This window comes from Prevotella sp. oral taxon 313, assembly GCF_003043935.1.
Lineage (GTDB): Bacteria > Bacteroidota > Bacteroidia > Bacteroidales > Bacteroidaceae > Prevotella > Prevotella jejuni.
In genome coordinates this window covers 2,883,121-2,900,832 of the sequence record NZ_PYXE01000001.1, presented here as the reverse complement: position 1 = coordinate 2,900,832, position 17,712 = coordinate 2,883,121, and the positions used below count along the sequence as shown (strand labels likewise).

Annotated in this window: 15 protein-coding genes and 1 tRNA gene; 5 read left to right on the top strand and 11 right to left on the bottom strand. The window is 43.9% G+C overall.

All coding sequences use genetic code 11. The features are described 5' to 3' along the window. Window positions 1–27 precede the first annotated feature (27 nt). Window positions 28–981: an NAD-dependent epimerase/dehydratase family protein gene (locus AXF23_RS11355; RefSeq protein ID WP_107625366.1), complete on the top strand. Its 954-nt coding sequence runs from the start codon at window positions 28–30 to the stop codon at window positions 979–981. Between the two features lie 243 nt (window positions 982–1,224). On the opposite strand, the gene AXF23_RS11350 is transcribed toward AXF23_RS11355, so the two are convergent. After that, window positions 1,225–1,875: a NigD1/NigD2 family lipoprotein gene (locus AXF23_RS11350; protein WP_107625882.1), complete on the bottom strand. Its 651-nt coding sequence runs from the start codon at window positions 1,873–1,875 to the stop codon at window positions 1,225–1,227. A 45-nt stretch (window positions 1,876–1,920) separates the two neighbouring features. Then, window positions 1,921–3,120, bottom strand: coding sequence for a 1-acyl-sn-glycerol-3-phosphate acyltransferase (locus tag AXF23_RS11345; protein WP_107625365.1), 1,200 nt, complete (start codon window positions 3,118–3,120; stop codon window positions 1,921–1,923). Window positions 3,121–3,607: 487 nt separating this feature from the next. Here AXF23_RS11345 and AXF23_RS11340 point away from each other — a divergent pair, with 487 nt between their 5' ends. Together AXF23_RS11340 and radC are read left to right on the top strand one after the other, a co-directional pair. Next, window positions 3,608–4,648: a glycosyltransferase family 2 protein gene (locus tag AXF23_RS11340; protein WP_107625364.1), complete on the top strand. Its 1,041-nt coding sequence runs from the start codon at window positions 3,608–3,610 to the stop codon at window positions 4,646–4,648. Between the two features lie 22 nt (window positions 4,649–4,670). Next, on the top strand, window positions 4,671–5,369 hold the full coding sequence (gene radC / locus AXF23_RS11335) for a RadC family protein (protein WP_009012573.1): 699 nt from the start codon (window positions 4,671–4,673) through the stop codon (window positions 5,367–5,369). 124 nt (window positions 5,370–5,493) lie between these two features. Here the strand turns inward: radC and AXF23_RS11330 are convergent, their stop codons facing one another. Beyond that, window positions 5,494–7,371, bottom strand: coding sequence for a heavy metal translocating P-type ATPase (locus tag AXF23_RS11330; protein ID WP_089365401.1), 1,878 nt, complete (start codon window positions 7,369–7,371; stop codon window positions 5,494–5,496). 252 nt (window positions 7,372–7,623) lie between these two features. On the opposite strand from AXF23_RS11330, the gene dusB reads away from it, so the two are divergent. After that, on the top strand, window positions 7,624–8,580 hold the full coding sequence (gene dusB / locus AXF23_RS11325) for a tRNA dihydrouridine synthase DusB (protein WP_107625363.1): 957 nt from the start codon (window positions 7,624–7,626) through the stop codon (window positions 8,578–8,580). Window positions 8,581–8,679: 99 nt separating this feature from the next. Here dusB and AXF23_RS11320 read toward each other — a convergent pair. From AXF23_RS11320 to AXF23_RS11305, 4 genes are all read right to left on the bottom strand, one after another. Next, window positions 8,680–8,752: transfer RNA gene (locus AXF23_RS11320), tRNA-Pro, on the bottom strand. A gap of 77 nt (window positions 8,753–8,829) precedes the next feature. Further along, window positions 8,830–10,152, bottom strand: coding sequence for a UDP-N-acetylmuramoyl-tripeptide--D-alanyl-D-alanine ligase (gene murF / locus AXF23_RS11315; RefSeq protein WP_107625881.1), 1,323 nt, complete (start codon window positions 10,150–10,152; stop codon window positions 8,830–8,832). 408 nt (window positions 10,153–10,560) lie between these two features. Continuing rightward, window positions 10,561–11,532 carry a ComEA family DNA-binding protein gene (locus AXF23_RS11310; protein WP_107625362.1) on the bottom strand — a complete coding sequence of 324 codons (972 nt, stop codon included), beginning with the start codon at window positions 11,530–11,532 and terminating at the stop codon, window positions 10,561–10,563. Window positions 11,533–11,770: 238 nt separating this feature from the next. Next, window positions 11,771–13,132, bottom strand: a complete 1,362-nt coding sequence (locus tag AXF23_RS11305; protein ID WP_107625361.1) for a sodium-dependent transporter — start codon at window positions 13,130–13,132, stop codon at window positions 11,771–11,773. A gap of 72 nt (window positions 13,133–13,204) precedes the next feature. On the opposite strand from AXF23_RS11305, the gene AXF23_RS11300 reads away from it, so the two are divergent. Continuing rightward, window positions 13,205–13,597: a VanZ family protein gene (locus tag AXF23_RS11300; RefSeq protein WP_107625360.1), complete on the top strand. Its 393-nt coding sequence runs from the start codon at window positions 13,205–13,207 to the stop codon at window positions 13,595–13,597. Here the strand turns inward: AXF23_RS11300 and AXF23_RS11295 are convergent. The 4 genes from AXF23_RS11295 to AXF23_RS11285 form a co-directional block, all read right to left on the bottom strand. After that, window positions 13,557–14,054 carry a CYTH domain-containing protein gene (locus AXF23_RS11295; RefSeq protein WP_107625359.1) on the bottom strand — a complete coding sequence of 166 codons (498 nt, stop codon included), beginning with the start codon at window positions 14,052–14,054 and terminating at the stop codon, window positions 13,557–13,559. The genes AXF23_RS11300 and AXF23_RS11295 overlap by 41 nt on opposite strands. Window positions 14,055–14,130: 76 nt before the next feature. Further along, complete coding sequence (locus AXF23_RS16125) at window positions 14,131–14,271, bottom strand: hypothetical protein (protein WP_009012581.1); 141 nt, start codon at window positions 14,269–14,271, stop codon at window positions 14,131–14,133. Window positions 14,272–14,327: 56 nt separating this feature from the next. Beyond that, a complete protein-coding gene (gene prfB, locus AXF23_RS11290; RefSeq protein WP_009012582.1) occupies window positions 14,328–15,443 on the bottom strand; it encodes a peptide chain release factor 2 in 1,116 nt (371 codons plus the stop codon). 190 nt (window positions 15,444–15,633) lie between these two features. Next, window positions 15,634–17,442, bottom strand: a complete 1,809-nt coding sequence (locus AXF23_RS11285) for an AMP-dependent synthetase/ligase (RefSeq protein WP_107625358.1) — start codon at window positions 17,440–17,442, stop codon at window positions 15,634–15,636. Window positions 17,443–17,712 lie beyond the last annotated feature (270 nt).

The window sequence follows — 17,712 nt, the reverse complement described above, 5'->3', positions numbered from 1 at the left end:
CCAGTTATAATAAGCTTAACAATATTTATGAAAAATGTTTTGGTCATAGGCTCTACAGGTCAAATCGGCTCAGAGCTTACCAGAGAACTTAGAAAACGTTATGGAAACGACAGCATTATTGCTGGTTACATTAAAGGAGCAGAACCTAAAGGTGAACTGAAAGAAAGCGGCCCATCAGCTGAAGCCGACGTTACTAACCCAGAGATGATTGCCGATGTTGTTAAGAAATACAACATTGACACCATCTACAACCTTGCAGCATTACTCTCTGTAGTTGCAGAAAAGAAGCCTCAACTGGCTTGGAAAATCGGTATTGACGGTCTGTGGAACATCTTGGAAGTAGCACGTGAGAACAACTGTGCTGTCTTTACTCCAAGTTCCATTGGTTCGTTCGGTTTGAGTACACCTCACACACAGACGCCACAGGACACTGTTCAGCGCCCTTCCACCATCTACGGAGTGTCAAAGGTTACCACAGAGTTGCTCAGCGACTACTACTTTAAGAAGTATGGTGTCGACACTCGCTCAGTACGTTTCCCTGGTTTGATTTCCTACGTAACTCCTCCAGGTGGTGGTACTACTGACTATGCAGTAGACATCTATTACTCCGCAGTACGTGGTGAGAAATTCGTGTGTCCTATAAAGAAAGGAACCTTGATGGACATGATGTACATGCCAGATGGTCTACATGCTGCTATCTCATTGATGGAGGCTGACCCAACACGTCTGGTCCATCGTAATGGTTTCAACATAGCTTCTATGAGCTTCGACCCCGATGAGATCTTCCAAGCCATCAAACGTCACAAGCCTAACTTTGAGATGGAATACGACGTAGACATGCTCAAACAGGGTATTGCTGACAGTTGGCCAGACAGTCTCGACGATAGTTGTGCACGTGCTGAATGGGATTGGAAACCACAGTACGACCTTGAGTCCATGACTGTTGATATGTTGAAGAACCTTGAGGCAAAGCTGAAATAAAATACTCTATACGATTAGGTAGGTTATAAGATGTGTCGATTAGAAAGCTAAGGACAGGCTTTCCTTACCGCACATAGCACGTAAACGGTCTCTTTAACCTACTATTGTTCAAAAGACAGAGAGGTGGCTTCCCTTACAGAAGTCACCTCTCTTATTTTATACTAAGATTTATGTTGAAATCACACATGGACCTATTTTATTCCTAAACGTCCATGACATTAAAAGAAAAGCTTATTTACGAACTTAGTAAACAACCTCTTTTCTTACTACCCCTTTATATGTATTAATATCAAGGCAAAGGACATCATTAGGAGTAAGCCCCGTTAACGGAATACTTGTATAGACTCGTTTACTATAGTATTCAGGTACTCTGTTCTGGCTATGGCACAATCGGAGATAGAACTTCCTACCCCCAGAAGCCTGCTTCCTAATGGAGTCGCAGACAAGTGCCAACGACTGTATAGACTTTTTATCATCTGTCTGTCCACTCTTCAACACAAGTGTTAGATTAAGATACTTACGATTCTTACTCATCCATAGGCTCTCAAAACCAAGTGGATCAGTATGAACGGAGGCCAAATCAAACGTCAGATGAGGACGAAGAACCAAGACTGGATTTAAGGCAAAAGACGTTGTAACACCCTTCTCCACCCTATCATAATATAACAGGGCACGGTAAGTAGTATCAGGTCTTGTAGCCCACTGCTCTTTTACAGCAGGACTTAGCGTAAGTTCCTCACCATCGTCAGTCTTTGCAGAGACGAACGCTCCCAGTTCGTTTGTCCGTGCTTCAACGAAGTCAGTATGCAGATAAGATAGCTCACTGTCGCCTGTCTCATAGAAATCATGCTCACAAGCAGAGACTACAAGTAGCGACACAAGCGCCGCCACCATAGTCAACATGCTGTAAGCTGTCTGTCTGAACCTTTCCACAGAATACTATTTTAAGAATGTGAGACGACTCAACAATGATTTCAAACGCCCATTCTCTGACGATGCAGCAATATAATTCTTTGCAGGATAAGCATACTGTGTCAACAGACAGGTACGTAGGAACTTATCATCACGGTTGTCTATCTTAACCTTTTCAATCTGTCCTTCGAGGTAAGCCTCAAAGTTCTGATAATCTTCTGCAGTGTAATACTCTTCATAGACACTTGTGTCTTGAATCATATCCAGTGCCACGTAGTTGATTGGATAGAGTCGGTAATTGCTGTGTATCTCATGATCAATATGCGCAGCTATCGTATCGAAGAGTTTATTCTTTGGTAATTCCTCATCAACAGTATCGAGCCAATCATCAATGCAAGGTGCACACTTATAGAATATATGGCCTTTGTAGCCTTTTATACCAACCAACATACTCTCAAGGTCGTCCTCTGCCGTCTTCTTCCAATAAGGTAGATCGCGTCGCAACTGATACTCACGTGCTTTAAGGTAATCGCATGGGTCGTACTCGTAGGAGATAGATAACGGAACAATATGCAGCTGTTTAAGACGCTCTATAACGGTTCCTTCCCCTCCCATAGCCATCATCTTTAAGATAGCGGGTTGGGTGAGGTCGTTCGAATTCTTTGCTCTTCCCTGTCGTTGTGCAATCCATACATTCTCGTTCTTCTCCCTTACAGCGAAGTGAATATACTCTGACATACGCTTGCTTGCACGCAGCATTTCAACCGAATGGAGGGCACGCTCTACTGTAAACGACTTGTTGATACGTACCAAATCACGCACCCAGTCTAATGAAAGGAGATTATCACCGATAGCAATCTCACATGTCGTAGCAAAGCCCACATCAATAAGCAGTTTGTCAAGAAAGGCAGAGTCGAGCACAATGTCACGATGGTTGCTAACAAAGGTGTAGCGATCCCGTGTGTTGATATTTGCTGCATCCATACAACAACCTAAACTAAGCTCAGTAACAAGACGCTGAAGGAAGGTATAACAGAAAACCTTTTGAAATTCAAAATTTGTCTTGCAAGCATACATCTTCTGCTTTATCGCCTCTATTGGAACATCAGGGTAGAGATAAGCCAACACTTGCTGAAACTGCTTATCAGCAAGGATTCGCTCGTATGCTGCGGGTAGCTCCTCCGGTTCGAACGGACGAATAGGGTCAAACTCTGATGGTATTTTCATAATTCTAATAATTAATAAGTTTCTGTTTTATATTCTTTTTCTATGCTGAAAACGTCTATTCAGAATGGTTCTACCCATCCTTCTAACGCTTTTACACCAATGTCTATCCGTGTGAAGAGCACCGATAGAGAGCATGAAGACTATCTTCTCCGTTAGAAGATAGCTGAAAGCAAAGTTTCACCTGTCTCTCCCTCCCTTCATCAATGCCTCTCCATGAGGGCCATCAGCAGCCGTTTTGCATGCTTTATCACCCAAGAATAGTATCGTACAAATATAGTTAAAATAAATCAATGAGTAAAGGTGAAGTCCTCGTTTAACAGAAGATTAACAATTATTTGAGGGTGAAAAATGGGCTTTCTCACCGTATCATAGCTAACAAAAAAGTATTCTGTCAAATCTTACCGTTTAATAGAAAGACCATTATTTAGGAAGAATAATCTTTCAAATTACTTGTCATTCACGAACAAAATAGTATCTTTGCAATATTATGAAGTACAGTATTATTGTCCCAGTCTTCAACCGTCCGGATGAGGTTGACGAACTATTAGAGAGCCTGCTCAGCCAGGAAGAGAAGGATTTCGAGGTCATCATCGTTGAAGATGGCTCAAAAGTTCCGTGTAAGAAGGTGTGCGACAAATATGCCAACAGGCTCGACCTGCACTATTACTACAAAGAGAACTCAGGTCCAGGACAGAGCCGCAACTATGGTGCCGAGCGTGCCAAGGGGGACTATCTACTGATTCTTGACTCCGATGTTGTACTTCCTAAGGGTTATATTCGTGCTGTTAGCGAGGAGCTGAACCGTGAACCTGCCGACGCTTTTGGTGGTCCTGACTGCGCACATGAGTCCTTCACCGACACACAAAAGGCCATCTCTTACTCTATGACATCGTTTTTTACGACGGGAGGAATACGTGGTGGCAAGAAGAAACTTGACAAGTTTTATCCTCGTTCATTCAATATGGGCATCCGACGTGACGTCTATCAGGAGTTAGGTGGGTTCTCTAAGATGCGCTTTGGAGAAGACATTGACTTCTCTATCCGTATCTTCAAGGCTGGCAAACGCTGTCGTCTGTTCCCTAAAGCATGGGTGTGGCACAAGCGGCGAACGGACTTCCGCAAGTTCTGGAAGCAGGTTTATAATTCTGGTATAGCCCGAATCAACCTCTATAAAAAGTATCCTGACTCTCTGAAACTTGTCCATCTGCTACCAATGGTATTCACCGTTGGCACTGCTTGTCTGCTCTTATTAATCCTCTCCGGACTCTTCCTTCTCTGCATACCGATACTCAACATCATTGGTAGTCTCCTCGTCATGATAGGATTGATGCCGTTATTACTTTACAGCATCATCATCTGTGTGGACTCAACCATGCAAAACAACAGTCTAAAGATAGGACTCCTTAGTATCGCTGCAGCCTTCATTCAGCTCACAGGCTATGGTTGTGGCTTCATCAGTGCATGGTGGAAACGCTGCGTATGTGGCATGGATGAGTTCTCTGCATACGAGAAGAACTTCTACAAGTAAATCCTAATGATAACTTAATATAATGCCTTCTGAACCAAAAACCTTATCTATTACTCACTGGGCGGAGGCCGACCGCCCACGTGAAAAACTTGAGAGATTGGGCGCAAATGCGCTAAGTGATGCCGAACTACTTGCCATACTGATTGGCTCTGGTACCCCGAAAGAGAGTGCCGTAGACCTCATGAAGCGCATTCTCAACGATTGTAAGAACAACCTAAACAGCCTTGGTAAACTGTCTCTGCACGACTTAGAACAATACAAAGGGATAGGTCCTGCAAAGGCTATCACCATCCTTGCTGCCTGCGAACTGGGTAAAAGACGACAAAAGGCTACCGTAGAAGAGGCGCCAATACTCAATAGTGCTGATGGTATCTATCAGTTCATGCACACCACAATACAGGACCTTGACATCGAAGAAGCGTGGGTTTTAATGATGAAACAGAACTTCCGTCTCATCGAAGCAAAGCGCATCTCGGTGGGTGGACTTACTATGGCTCCTGTCGACATACGTCTGATGATGAAGGAAGTACTATTGAAGAACACAACTATTTTAGTCTTTTGTCATAATCATCCAAGCGGCAACACCACTCCAAGTCGTGATGATGATCTCCTTACATCACGCATACAAAAGGCCTGCGAGTTGCTTCACATTCACTTTGCCGACCATGTTGTGCTTACCGATGGAGGCTATTTCTCCTATCGAGAAGAAGGAAAACTATAGAGAAGAAACAACCTTTCTCGATTTTTCTTCACGAACAAAACGAATTATTTTCATGAAAAAAAATATTTTTGTTCATGATAATAAATATTTCTTTTCATGAAAATAATTCAGTGGAGAGGCCGTTCTATCGTGCTCGCATCGCATTAAGAACAGCAAGAACCATAACGCCAACATCAGCAAAGACGGCTAATCCCATGTTTGCCAACCCAAACGTAGCAAGGAGAAGGACTGCTACTTTAATGCCAATAGCAAACCATGCGTTCTCTTTCGCTATAAAGATTGTGCGTCGAGAGAGCTTAATAGCAAGCGCTATCTTCGATAGTTTATCATCCATCAAGATAACATCAGCAGCCTCGATAGCGGCATCACTGCCTAAAGCACCCATCGCAATGCCTACGTCAGCACGTGCCAGTACAGGCGCATCGTTGATGCCATCGCCAACAAAAGCTATCGTTTCGCCCTCCTTCTTAGCTGTGATAAAACGTGTGATATAGTCTACCTTGTCGGCTGGAAGGAGGTCGGCATGATACTCCGTGACCTTTGTCTCTTCGGCTATCTGCCTTGCAACTTCCTCTTTGTCGCCAGTCAGCATCACCGTCTTTCGTACTCCTAACTGCTTCAAACTGTCGATAGCTGCTATCGAATCGTCCTTTAACTGGTCGGAAATAACTATGTGTCCAGCATACTCACCATTGACAGCTACGTGAACAACTGTTCCTGTCTGATGCGCACAACGCTCACAAACAGGGGGTGTGATACCAAGTGTTGTCATCAAACGAACGTTGCCTACGCTCACTGTCTTACCATTGATAGAAGCCGTAATACCCTGTCCTGCCGTCTCTTTTATATCCTCCACCTTACAACTATCAGCCTCATTCTTATAAGCCTGACGAAGTGCAAGGGCAATAGGATGAGTAGAGTAACGTTCGACATGAGCTGCCAAGTGGAGCAATTCATGCTCTGATAAGGTCTCTGGATGGACAGCCTCAACAGCGAAAGTGCCTCGCGTTAATGTTCCTGTCTTATCGAACATCACCGTGGAGAGCCTTGCCAAAGCATCCATATAGTTTCCTCCCTTGATAAGAATACCCCTGTGTGAAGCTCCTCCGATACCAGAAAAGAAGGTTAACGGGATAGATATCACTAAGGCACATGGGCAACTTACGACCAAGAAGGTCAATGCTCGATAGAGCCAAACGCCTAAGGCCGTAGCATAACTATCGTAGAAGAAAGGTGGGATAATGGCCAATGCAAGGGCAGAGATGACTACTATCGGAGTGTAAACACGTGCAAATCGACGGATAAACGACTCACTGCGCGACTTATTCTCACTCGCTTTCTCTACAAGTTGGATAATCTTAGCTGCCGTAGACTCGCTAAATGGCTTGTCTACTCGTACCTTCAACACCCCCGAAAGATTGACACAACCAGAGATAACCTCCATCCCCTCGCTCACATCACGTGGTAGACTCTCGCCTGTCAACGCCACTGTGTTTAGACTCGAGGTCCCTTCAAGAATCGTACCGTCCAATGGTATCTTCTCTCCCGGCTTTATAATCAATGTTTCACCGATATTTACTGCGTCTGGACTTACCTTCTCTACGCTTCCATTTCGCTCTACATAAGCAACATCAGGACGGATGTCCATCAGGTCGGAGATAGACTTACGGGCCCTATCCTCCGCATAATGTTCAAAGAGTTCGCCCACTTGAAAGAACAACATAACGAAGACTCCTTCAATAAACTGGGGTTCAGCACCTGGGAGGAAACCGATGAGCAATGCTCCAATTGTCGCAAGACTCATGAGGAAATCTTCGTCGAATGGGTCGCCTTCCATGATTCCTTCAACAGCTTCCCCAAGTACATCATAACCGATAACCAGATATGGTACCAGATAAACAAGCAACAACTGCCACATTGGGAGTGCTGCGAAATGCTCTACCAGCCATGCTCCAACGAGGAGAACAACCGTGAGAATGATTCTTAATAGTTTCTTATTCATAACTTAAAACCTGTTACTGGATTAATATTCTGCTGCAAAGATAAAGATTAACTTTTGCAACTTGGTTGCAAAGATGGCCTTCTCAAGAAAATAATTACGAATATATAACCTTCCCAACAACCATAGACTACCCTCTTATCAAGGCTTTCTTATCCCCTACCCAACAGACAGAAGTGAGCCTTTTCGTCCTCCTTTCGCTTTTTTACTACCCTACCTTTTTACTATTCAAAGCCTTTTCCTTACCTTTGCAGTATGAAAATAGGAACAATAGACTTAGGAGAACGCCCTCTATTCTTAGCCCCTATGGAGGACGTAACAGACATAGGTTTTCGCAAGATGTGCAAGCGCTTCGGTGCAGCTATGGTCTACACAGAGTTCGTTTCGGCTGATGCTGTAATCAGAAACATCAAGTCGACCCTTGCAAAGATAGTCATTGATGATAGCGAACGACCTGTAGGAATACAGATATATGGCAGGGACGTGGCTTCAATGGTTGAAGCCGCAAAGATCGTTGAACAGGTAAGACCAGACGTAATAGACATTAACTTCGGTTGTCCCGTTAAGAAGGTTGCTAACAAGGGGGCTGGTTCTGGTATGCTGAAGAATATCCCCTTGCTGCTTGACATCACTCGAGAGGTTGTGAAAGCAGTTAAGACACCTGTCACCGTAAAGACCCGCTTGGGTTGGGATAACGACAACCTTATTATAACAGAACTTGCAGAACAACTACAAGACTGCGGTATTCAGGCATTAACCATCCATGGTCGTACACGTTCACAGATGTATACTGGTGAGGCAGATTGGACCCTCATCGGTGAAGTAAAGAACAATCCACGTATTCATATACCCATCATTGGCAACGGTGACGTGACGAGTATCGAACAAGCAAACGAACGCTTCGACCGTTACGGGGTAGACGCAGTGATGATTGGGCGTGCTACCTTTGGTTGTCCGTGGCTCTTCTATCAAGGAGAGAAGCAGTTGACAATAGACGAGAAGATTGACATTCTTGAGGAGATGTTACGTATCAATGTGGAGCGTATTGACGAACATCGCGGTATTCTTCACACCCGTAGACACTTAGCATCATCGCCTATCTTCAAAGGAATACCTGACTTTAAGCAGATGCGTATAGCCATGCTTCGCACAACAAAGATGGCTGAGTTGTTAGCTATCCTTGAGGATTGCAGGGAAAGACTAAGGAGATGATAGTTAATAAGGCTTATAGGCCTAATTAGACTAATAAGCCTTATAAGTCCAATAAAACCCTAAAAGGGAAGAAACCACACGGTTTCTTCCCTTTTTCAGTCGGGATGACCAGAGTCGAACTGGCGACCCCTACGTCCCGAACGTAGTGCGCTACCAACTGCGCTACATCCCGATTGCTATGATAAGCAGGTGCAAAGATAAGTATTTTTCTGCAACTAATGCAAACAATCTCGCCCTTTTTACAACCCGTTATAACAAGTCTGTCAATTCAAAAAGACGGATTCCATTACTTCCTTTTATCAAGATGTAATGGTCTTCTGGACGGTGAGAAGCAATCTCAGCCTTGACCTCCTCGACATCATGGAACTTACGGAAAGCAGTCTGCGTCTTACTAAACTCCTCACCAACAAGCCATACGTTACGAATGTCAGTAGCCTTCAATAAGTCAACAACCTTCTGGTGTTCGACTGCAGAAGCATCTCCCAACTCACGCATATCACCAAGAATAGCCATCTTATTATCCACCTCCATCAGTTGGAAATTGTCTATCGCAGCAGCCATACTGGATGGGTTAGCGTTATAAGCGTCCACGATTAGCTTATTATGGGCAGTCTCTGTCAGCTGTGAGCGATTGTTATGAGGGATGTAACTCTCCAATGCGTTGTTGATTTGTTGCGGTGTTACGCCAAAGTGAAGACCTATGGCTATGGCCGCCAACATATTATCTAAATTGTAAGAACCTATCAGATGGGTCTGCACATCATAGATGGTAGGAGCAGGCTGATGGGTGTTCAGACTTGATGACTGCCATTCGAAATGTAAGAAAGGAGCACAATTAACAACATAGCCCTGCACGTCTGCCGTCTCATCCTGCCCGTATGTAATAACACGCTCGAACTCTCGTTGCTCTGCCATCGCCGTCAGGTCGGGGTTACTCTCATTGAGGAAGAGCAATCCATCATGGGCTTTAAGGAAGTCATAGAGTTCGCCCTTCGTCTTTTTCACACCTTCAAAACTACCGAAGCCCTGCAGGTGAGCACGCCCAACATTGGTTATCAAACCGCAAGTTGGCTCTACGTAAGTAACGAGTTTCTCGATATCTCCAGGGTGAGAGGCACCCATCTCGATGACAGCTATCTCATGTTCAGGACGAATACCAAGTAAGGTACGTGGCACGCCAACGTCGTTGTTATAGTTTGCCTCCGTATGGTGTACGTTGAATTTCTCGGCTAACACGGCTGAGATAAGCTCTTTACTCGTTGTCTTACCATTGGTTCCTGTAATACCAATCACAGGGATTGAGAACTGACGACGGTGTTCGCGTGCCAACTCTTTATAGGTGATTAGAGCATCGTCGACAAGGATGAAGCGTTCATCACCATCCTTTGCGTACTCTTTTTCATCAACGATAGCATAGCTGCAGCCCCTTTCTAAGGCTGCTTCCGCAAACTTATTACCATCGAATGAAGCTCCCTTCAATGCCACAAAGATACTTCCTTCAGGACAGTTACGACTATCAGTAGTAACGACGGGATGCTCTTGGTAAATCTTGTATATCTCCTGTATGTCCATTGCCATTAGTTTTTCTTACTGCAAAGGTAATCTAAATGAAAGACAATGCAAAGTATTGTATGTCTTTTTTAATACTTATCTTGCGATTTAAGGTAGGTTTTATAGATGAGAGAACACTATCAAGACGGTTCTTAGAAACCGTCTTTTCTCATTCTGTAATCGCTTCGCAAACCTCCTCCCAACCATTCTGACCGAATTATTTTCATGACAAGAAAGATTTTTTCTCACGTAAATAAATATTTATTGTCATGAAAATAATTCGCTACGGGTGGTGTTCGTTGAACAGAATGAACGTTTCATAAGACTGTGAAGACTTTCTTTTTGACCTTTATAATCACTCGTTTCTATCCTTATATGATGTTATAACAATCTTAAAATCATGTATATATGCTACATGAAAGCACCTATTTAGAACTCAACATAGGGACGTAGGCGTTCGATAACATCTGGGGTAAATTCCTTTAACAGGTGGAGTTGTGATAGAGTTGTGAGTTTTCCCTTTAGCCGCCGATAGTCGCAGACTGCCTTTGCACGATAGAAGTTCATATAAGGATGACGCCTAAGTTGTGAAAGACTTGCCGTATTTAGGTTTATTTTCTCAGTCTTTGGATTGGCAATAGAGAAGTAAGGTAGGGCCTCTTCTGGGAACCCCTCAATCTCTTGTAACTGTCCCACGGCAACATATCCACCTAATCGTTTACCATAATTGAGGATAGCTCGTGCCCATCCCGACCCTATCCCTGGTATCTTCTTTAGCTGTGTTGTATCCGCAGTAACGAGGTTGACGTGTTCTCCCGCTCTCAGTTTCACAGGATAACGGAGCGTGTCACGCTCGTAACCTTTGTAGGGTTGATACGTATTTTGTGCCTTATAAGCTTCGTATGCGGCATGGGCAGCCTGCTTATTAGCTTCTTTCTGGGCTATATAAGCTTGTACGGAGGCCAGTGTTGAGGCAGGTTGATAATCGTCGCCTATCGTTATATAAGGTTCCAAAGTCCGATATTGCTTACGTGTAAGACCGTAGACTCTGGCAAAGTCCATCGGTGAACGATACACTCCTCCTTTAGCGCGATACTTCATGATGTTACGCACTTGATAAGGAGCCAAGCCTAACTGTTGCAACTGTTCGGGCGTGGCTGTGTTCGGATCAAAGGTGAAGAGGTGGTTACCTTCTGCTGTCACCACTTCAGGAAGCGGTGCTTTATGGGCAAAGGATACTGACTTCTGATGTGAAAGACTATCGTTCTTAACATCCGACGTCGTCTTCGTCTGGTTGCCAACAAGGAGTATTATACCAACACATCCAGCAACGAATAGTAACAACAGAAAGACTACTTTGCGGTCAGAACGGTGGAGATAGAATATAGATTTGAGGTTCATTGGTTGCAAGGTTTAAGTCCCTATAATCTCTCAAGAGCATACGCTTCTGAAGGGTTGAGGACAGTCATGTAATTATTAAGTACTGATTTAAGATTTTAGGTAGTAGAGAGTAGAAGATTGTGGAATACCTTTTCAACTCTTTCCTCCCTCCTCTTCGTCCAAAGTCTCTACTTGAAAGCGTTATAAGACGTTGTTCTTTTGAAAAGAAGAGGAGGGAGGGAAATGTGTATCTATTCGTTTAGAAGACTCCTAACTGATGTAGGAAGATGGCCAAAATAGCCAATGGACAGACGAAGCGAATGAGGAAATAATACACTCCAAAGAAGGTTCCTCGTATCGTTCCCCAGTTAGTAAACTCGTCTTTCACCAACTTCTTCGGTACATACCACCCTATGAAAAGACAGGTAAGGAGTCCGCCTACAGGTAAGAATATCTGTCCTGTGACAAAGTCGAAGACGTCGAAGAGGTCGACACCAGCTATCTTCAAGAAGTTCCAGTCGCCTAATGACAAAGAACAAACAGCCCCGATTAGCAGACAACCCACCGTAACAATCATTGCAGCACGTGGTCGGCTAATGTGTAACTCTTCTTGGAAGAAGGCCGTGCTCACCTCGTGCAAGGAGATTAACGACGTCAAAGCAGCCATAGAAAGGAGTAGATAGAATGCGAAGGAGATAACATATCCGATGATAGGCATACTCGAGAAGGCCTGTTCGAAGACGTTTGGCAAGGTGATAAAGATAAGAGAAGGACCACTGTCAGGGTTGATTCCTACCGAAAAAGCTGCTGGGAAGATCATCAAACCAGCAAGAATAGCCACGATGGTATCAATCAATCCAATCTGAACAGCTGAGTTTAAGAGGTTTGTATGACGGCTATAATAAGAGGCGTAAGTACAGATACAACCCATAGCAATGCTCATCGAATAGAAAGACTGACCTAACGCACCAAGGAAAACATCGCCTGTCACCTTACTAAAGTCTGGCTTCAACAGAAATTCCACACCTTTGCTTGCTCCTGGAAGAAGGCAAGAAGCGACGACAATAGCAACTAACAACACGAAGAGGGCAGGCATCATAATCTTTGAAGCACGTTCGATACCGTTCCTAACACCATGAATAATAATGTAGTGGGTGAAGAACAGAATAGCAGCTGTCCATAAGACTGGCTTCCAAGGGTTGGTAGAGAAGTCTGAAAAATAGGATTGGAAATAAGCTGGTGAACCGTGTAAGTGATTCATCACAGAGGCAAAACCGTATTGCAAACACCATCCTGACACCACAGCATAATAGCCTGTAATCAAGAAGCCAGTGAGCACTCCCAAGTAACCCACCCACTTCCAAGCAGTGCCATTAGACACTTTTGTGTAGGCACGGGCCGTATTAGAAGCAGCATGACGACCAATGATAAACTCGCTTATCATACATGGTAAGCCTAATAACAAGATACAACCAATATAAATAAGAATGAAGGCTGCACCACCATTCTGACCTGTCATGTATGGGAAACGCCATACGTTCCCTAAGCCAACAGCTCCTCCTGCTGTGGCAAGAATCATCCCAAGCTTGCTTCCAAACTTTGCTCTTTTATGTTCACCCATATAGATTTAACTTGAATACATGTGCAAATATACGAAAAAATATCTACCTTTGTATCAGATTCAAAGTTAATTATGCATTTATTACATCATATCCTCACAAAGTATCCATGTAGTTGCATCATCGTTATTGCTACTTGGGTGTTATGCTTTATACCTATTCCAGAGACGCCACTGAGCGATATTAGATTTATTGATAAGTGGACACATAGTGTCATCTACTTGGTTTTAGGAGTAAGTATATGCCTTGAATACATACGCACAACCAAGCATCCAAGCCCCTCCTTCATTGTTGGCTGGGTCTGGCTTGTACCTCTTTTGATGGGTGGACTCATAGAGATTCTACAGACTTACTGCACGAATGGCAATCGAAGTGGCGAATGGCTTGACTTCTTTGCAGACTCTTTAGGCTCCGCAATAGCCCTCATCATCGGTATTCTTCTGGTACGATATCGCACCAAAGCTTGAATGGGTTGCGACGCATCTGGGAGTTATAAAAATGACGATCGCCCGTTACCTCTAAGCCAAGGAAATCTGGTTTAGCAAAGGCCTCACCCTCACTTCCCAACTCAACCTCGGCTAAGACGAGTCCTTCATTGTCCCCATGAAACTCGTCAATCTCGAAGGTGTGACCCTCAAAAGGGACAAGGTAACGGTGCTTGTCAATAACTCCAGGCTCGCACAACAGCATTAACTGCTGTGCTTCCTCAAGTGATATCATCTTTTCAAACTCGTAACGTGACAAGCCGCCATTGCTTGATGGACCTTTAATCGTTAGGTATCCTTTATCGTCTCGGATACGAACACGGACGGTGTTAACGGCTGCGAAATATCCTTGTTGTATATGACTACAACTGCTGGCAAGCCTTTTCCAATCCCTATCCTTACGTACTAAGAACTTCCTTTCAATCTCTAATCCACTCATAAGAACCGTTGTTAGGATAAGTTTCTACCGTCTTATATTATAGATGTGCTCGTCGTCTCATTGCTTATCTATGCCTTTAAGACATATAGGAAGCAATGACAATCGTCAAAACACCTAAGGCTACCAATATCAATGCAAGCCATCCAATAACACGGTTAGCATACTTCTCTTGTTTAAGTTCACGCTCTTTGCGATTATATTTACTTCTTTCACTCATAGTTATATTACTTAAAAAGGTTATTAAATCATTCTGTTTAAATCAAAGAGGAGCAATTACTCCTCCACAGGGAACTCCATCAAATAAGCCTTAATGAAGTCGTCTATCTTACCATTCATCACCCCGTCGACATCAGAGGTTTGATAGTTCGTGCGGTGATCTTTAACACGTCGGTCATCAAAGACGTAACTCCTTATCTGACTTCCCCATTCTATCTTCTTCTTACCAGCCTCTATTTTAGCCTGCTCCTCCATCCTCTTCTTCATAGCACGGTCGTATAACTGTGACTTCAAAAGCTGCATAGCCTTCGCACGGTTCTTTGGCTGGTCGCGAGTCTCAGTATTTTCGATAAGAATCTCTTCCTGTTCTCCAGTGTCAGGGTCCTCATATTGATAGCGCAAACGGACTCCAGACTCCACCTTATTGACGTTCTGTCCACCCGCACCACTCGACCGGAAAGTATCCCAACTGACGCGAGCTGGGTCGACAAAGACCTCGATTGTGTCATCAACCAACGGTGTTACAAACACGCTGGCAAAGCTTGTCATACGCTTACCTTGGGCATTAAAGGGGCTAACACGTACCAATCGGTGTACACCATTCTCACTTTTCAGGTATCCGTAGGCGTATTCTCCACCCTCGAACTTCATTGTCACGCTCTTAATACCAGCTTCATCGCCCTCTTGAATATCAGAGATAGTCACCTTATAACCCTGTGCCTCGCCCCAACGCATATACATACGCATCAGCATAGAAGCCCAGTCTTGACTCTCCGTACCGCCTGCTCCAGAGTTAATCTTCATCACACACTCCATCGGATCTTCCTCTTGTCGAAGCATGTTCTTTAACTCTAAGCTCTCAATTAACCGAAGTGCTTTATCGTAGGCAGCGTCAACCTCCTCTTCAGACACAAGTTCATCCTTATAGAAGTCGTATGCTAATTGCACCTCATCAGCCAACGCCCGCACCTTATCATAGTCTTTCACCCACTTCTCAATGTCCTTTACTTTCTTCATCTGCACCTGTGCTCTGCTTGGATCATCCCAAAAGTCAGGTGCTTGTGTACGGAGTTGTTCCTCCTCAAACTCTATTCTCTTCTTATCAATATCAAGATAACGGTGCAACGCTTCAGTGCGTTCTTGTATATCTTTAAGTTGGTCTGCTGTTATCATCTTTATTCTTTTATCGTTGTTAGAGGTAAGTAAAGACAGAGAGAATAGGACTTTCTACAAGACAATTAAACCTATCAATGCTCACACCCCTAAATAGATTTGGATGTCCAACAGGCTTAGCTACTACCGTCTAAGCCCTTAGAATATCCCACCTATCAGCTCATTAACTCGTCAACACATCAACTCCAGACTATTCTTCGTACATCTTCTCAATCACATCATGGTAACGACGGTTTACGACAGAGCGCCTTAGCTTCAGCGTATTGGTCAACTCTCCGTTCTCCATTGAGAAATGATGAGGGAGCAGTGTGAACCGTTTAATCTGCTCGTAGGACGCCAAGCGTTGTTGTAAAGTCTCTATACGCTCACGCATCATTTCGTTAACACGCTTGTCCTGGCACAACTCTTCACGGTCTTTGAACGTTATATGGTTCTCCTTAGCCCACTCTTCAAGCACAGAGAACTCAGGGACTATCAAAGCAGCCACAAACTTTCTCTGGTCTGCTATGACCGACACTTGTTCAATAAACTTATCCACTAATAGCATACCCTCAACCATCTGCGGTGCGACATATTTACCATTTGAGGTCTTGAAGAGGTCTTTGATACGTTCTTTCAAGAACAACTCGCCATCTTTCATATACCCCGCATCACCCGTATGGAAGTATCCGTCTTTATCAAAAGCTTCTGCATTAGATGTCTCACGACGGAAGTATCCAGGCATAATCGTAGGTCCTTTCAGCATTACCTCACCTTCTTCACTAATCTTGATATCAACACCTTCGATTGGACGCCCTACTGAACCTATAGTATATGGCTGTCCAATATGGTCGCAGGTAACGGTTGCCAGACTCTCTGTCAGTCCGTATCCAACAATCATGTTAATACCAACACTATGTACAAACTCCTCTACCTCTGGTGACACGTAAGCTCCCGCTGTTGGGAAGATATGAGGATTCTCCAGTCCTAACTGCTTACGAACAAGACTTAGTACAGTCTTATTAACAAACTTATACTCCATCTCTAACGTAAGCGGAACACGCTTTCCACGTGCTATATACTGTATATTGCGTTTCCTTCCAACGTTCAAAGCATGATAGAACAGCTTGCGCTGAACGATACTGGAGTTCTCCATGCGTTCCTTCACAGCCACATAAACCTTCTCCCAGAAGCGAGGTACGGCTGCCATACACGTCGGATGCGTCTCGCGCATACTCTGTTGTATCTCCTTAGGATAGGTGTTTACAATCAATTCACTCCCAAGAGAGAGGGCCAGATAAGCCCATCCTCGCTCGAAGACATGGCTGAACGGTAGAAAGTTGATGACACGGTCTTTATCATTCAAGGGTACACTCTTCGCATTGGCACGCAAAGCTGCATGATACATCTTATATGTTAAGACCACGCCTTTACTCTCTCCTGTGGTACCACTTGTATAGAGTATGTTACAAATATCTGCTTCATTCGCCTGCCCCCAACGCTCTTCTACCTCAGCTTCACGTGGGAAACCTTCCCCTAACTTTAGGAAGTCTTCAAAGTAAATAGAATTGGGGTCGTGCTGACTAAGTCGTACACTCGAATCAAAAACAATAATTCTTTCGAGCGAAGGGCAAAGCGATTGGATGCGACGTGCCTTGTCATACTGCTCCTGCTCACCAACGAACAGGAACCTTACACTGGCATCCTGAATCATATACTGTATCTGTTGTTCAGAACTTGTGGCGTAGAAAGGAATACTAATCACCCGCACTCCGTATGCACCAAACTCTGTATAAAGATGGTGAATACAGTTCTGTGAGAACACAGCAATCGTCTCTTGAGGCTTCATCCCAAGGTTCAAAAGAGCGTTTGAAACCTCCTTTACGCGCATTGAGAACTGATTCCATGACACTGAACGCCACTCCAAACTACCAAAGTTACGGAAGGTAATGGCCGCTTTAGTACCGTGTTTTTTTGCTTGTTCATGTATAAGAACAGAAAGATGACTGATTGTCTGCATTGTTTTCCTTATTTTTCTTCATCCCTTCAGCAGATACTCTATCTACATGCTAAGCTTATAGACCGATCGCTGATTATACTTTATTTCCTGCAAATATAAACATTTATCCGCAAAGCAAAAAATAAATTAGATATTAAATGATAATTTTTACCTATTCCTTTCGACCTCTCTAAACTTAGAACAACAGGACAATTATATTCCTTTATAGGACAGAACAAGACCTATTCTACCATCATCTACTGATCAATAGAGCAGATTATCCATGATAGT

Excerpts from the sequence above, each read along its gene's own strand:
- AXF23_RS11355 (WP_107625366.1), top strand. The coding sequence starts at position 28 with ATGAAAAATGTTTTGGTCATAGGCTCTACAGGTCAAATCGGCTCAGAG.
- AXF23_RS11350 (WP_107625882.1), bottom strand. The coding sequence starts at position 1,875 with ATGGTGGCGGCGCTTGTGTCGCTACTTGTAGTCTCTGCTTGTGAGCAT.
- AXF23_RS11345 (WP_107625365.1), bottom strand. The coding sequence starts at position 3,120 with ATGAAAATACCATCAGAGTTTGACCCTATTCGTCCGTTCGAACCGGAG.
- AXF23_RS11340 (WP_107625364.1), top strand. The coding sequence starts at position 3,608 with ATGAAGTACAGTATTATTGTCCCAGTCTTCAACCGTCCGGATGAGGTT.
- radC (WP_009012573.1), top strand. The coding sequence starts at position 4,671 with ATGCCTTCTGAACCAAAAACCTTATCTATTACTCACTGGGCGGAGGCC.
- AXF23_RS11330 (WP_089365401.1), bottom strand. The coding sequence starts at position 7,371 with ATGAATAAGAAACTATTAAGAATCATTCTCACGGTTGTTCTCCTCGTT.
- dusB (WP_107625363.1), top strand. The coding sequence starts at position 7,624 with ATGAAAATAGGAACAATAGACTTAGGAGAACGCCCTCTATTCTTAGCC.
- murF (WP_107625881.1), bottom strand. The coding sequence starts at position 10,152 with ATGGACATACAGGAGATATACAAGATTTACCAAGAGCATCCCGTCGTT.
- AXF23_RS11310 (WP_107625362.1), bottom strand. The coding sequence starts at position 11,532 with ATGAACCTCAAATCTATATTCTATCTCCACCGTTCTGACCGCAAAGTA.
- AXF23_RS11305 (WP_107625361.1), bottom strand. The coding sequence starts at position 13,132 with ATGGGTGAACATAAAAGAGCAAAGTTTGGAAGCAAGCTTGGGATGATT.
- AXF23_RS11300 (WP_107625360.1), top strand. The coding sequence starts at position 13,205 with ATGCATTTATTACATCATATCCTCACAAAGTATCCATGTAGTTGCATC.
- AXF23_RS11295 (WP_107625359.1), bottom strand. The coding sequence starts at position 14,054 with ATGAGTGGATTAGAGATTGAAAGGAAGTTCTTAGTACGTAAGGATAGG.
- AXF23_RS16125 (WP_009012581.1), bottom strand. The coding sequence starts at position 14,271 with ATGAGTGAAAGAAGTAAATATAATCGCAAAGAGCGTGAACTTAAACAA.
- prfB (WP_009012582.1), bottom strand. The coding sequence starts at position 15,443 with ATGATAACAGCAGACCAACTTAAAGATATACAAGAACGCACTGAAGCG.
- AXF23_RS11285 (WP_107625358.1), bottom strand. The coding sequence starts at position 17,442 with ATGCAGACAATCAGTCATCTTTCTGTTCTTATACATGAACAAGCAAAA.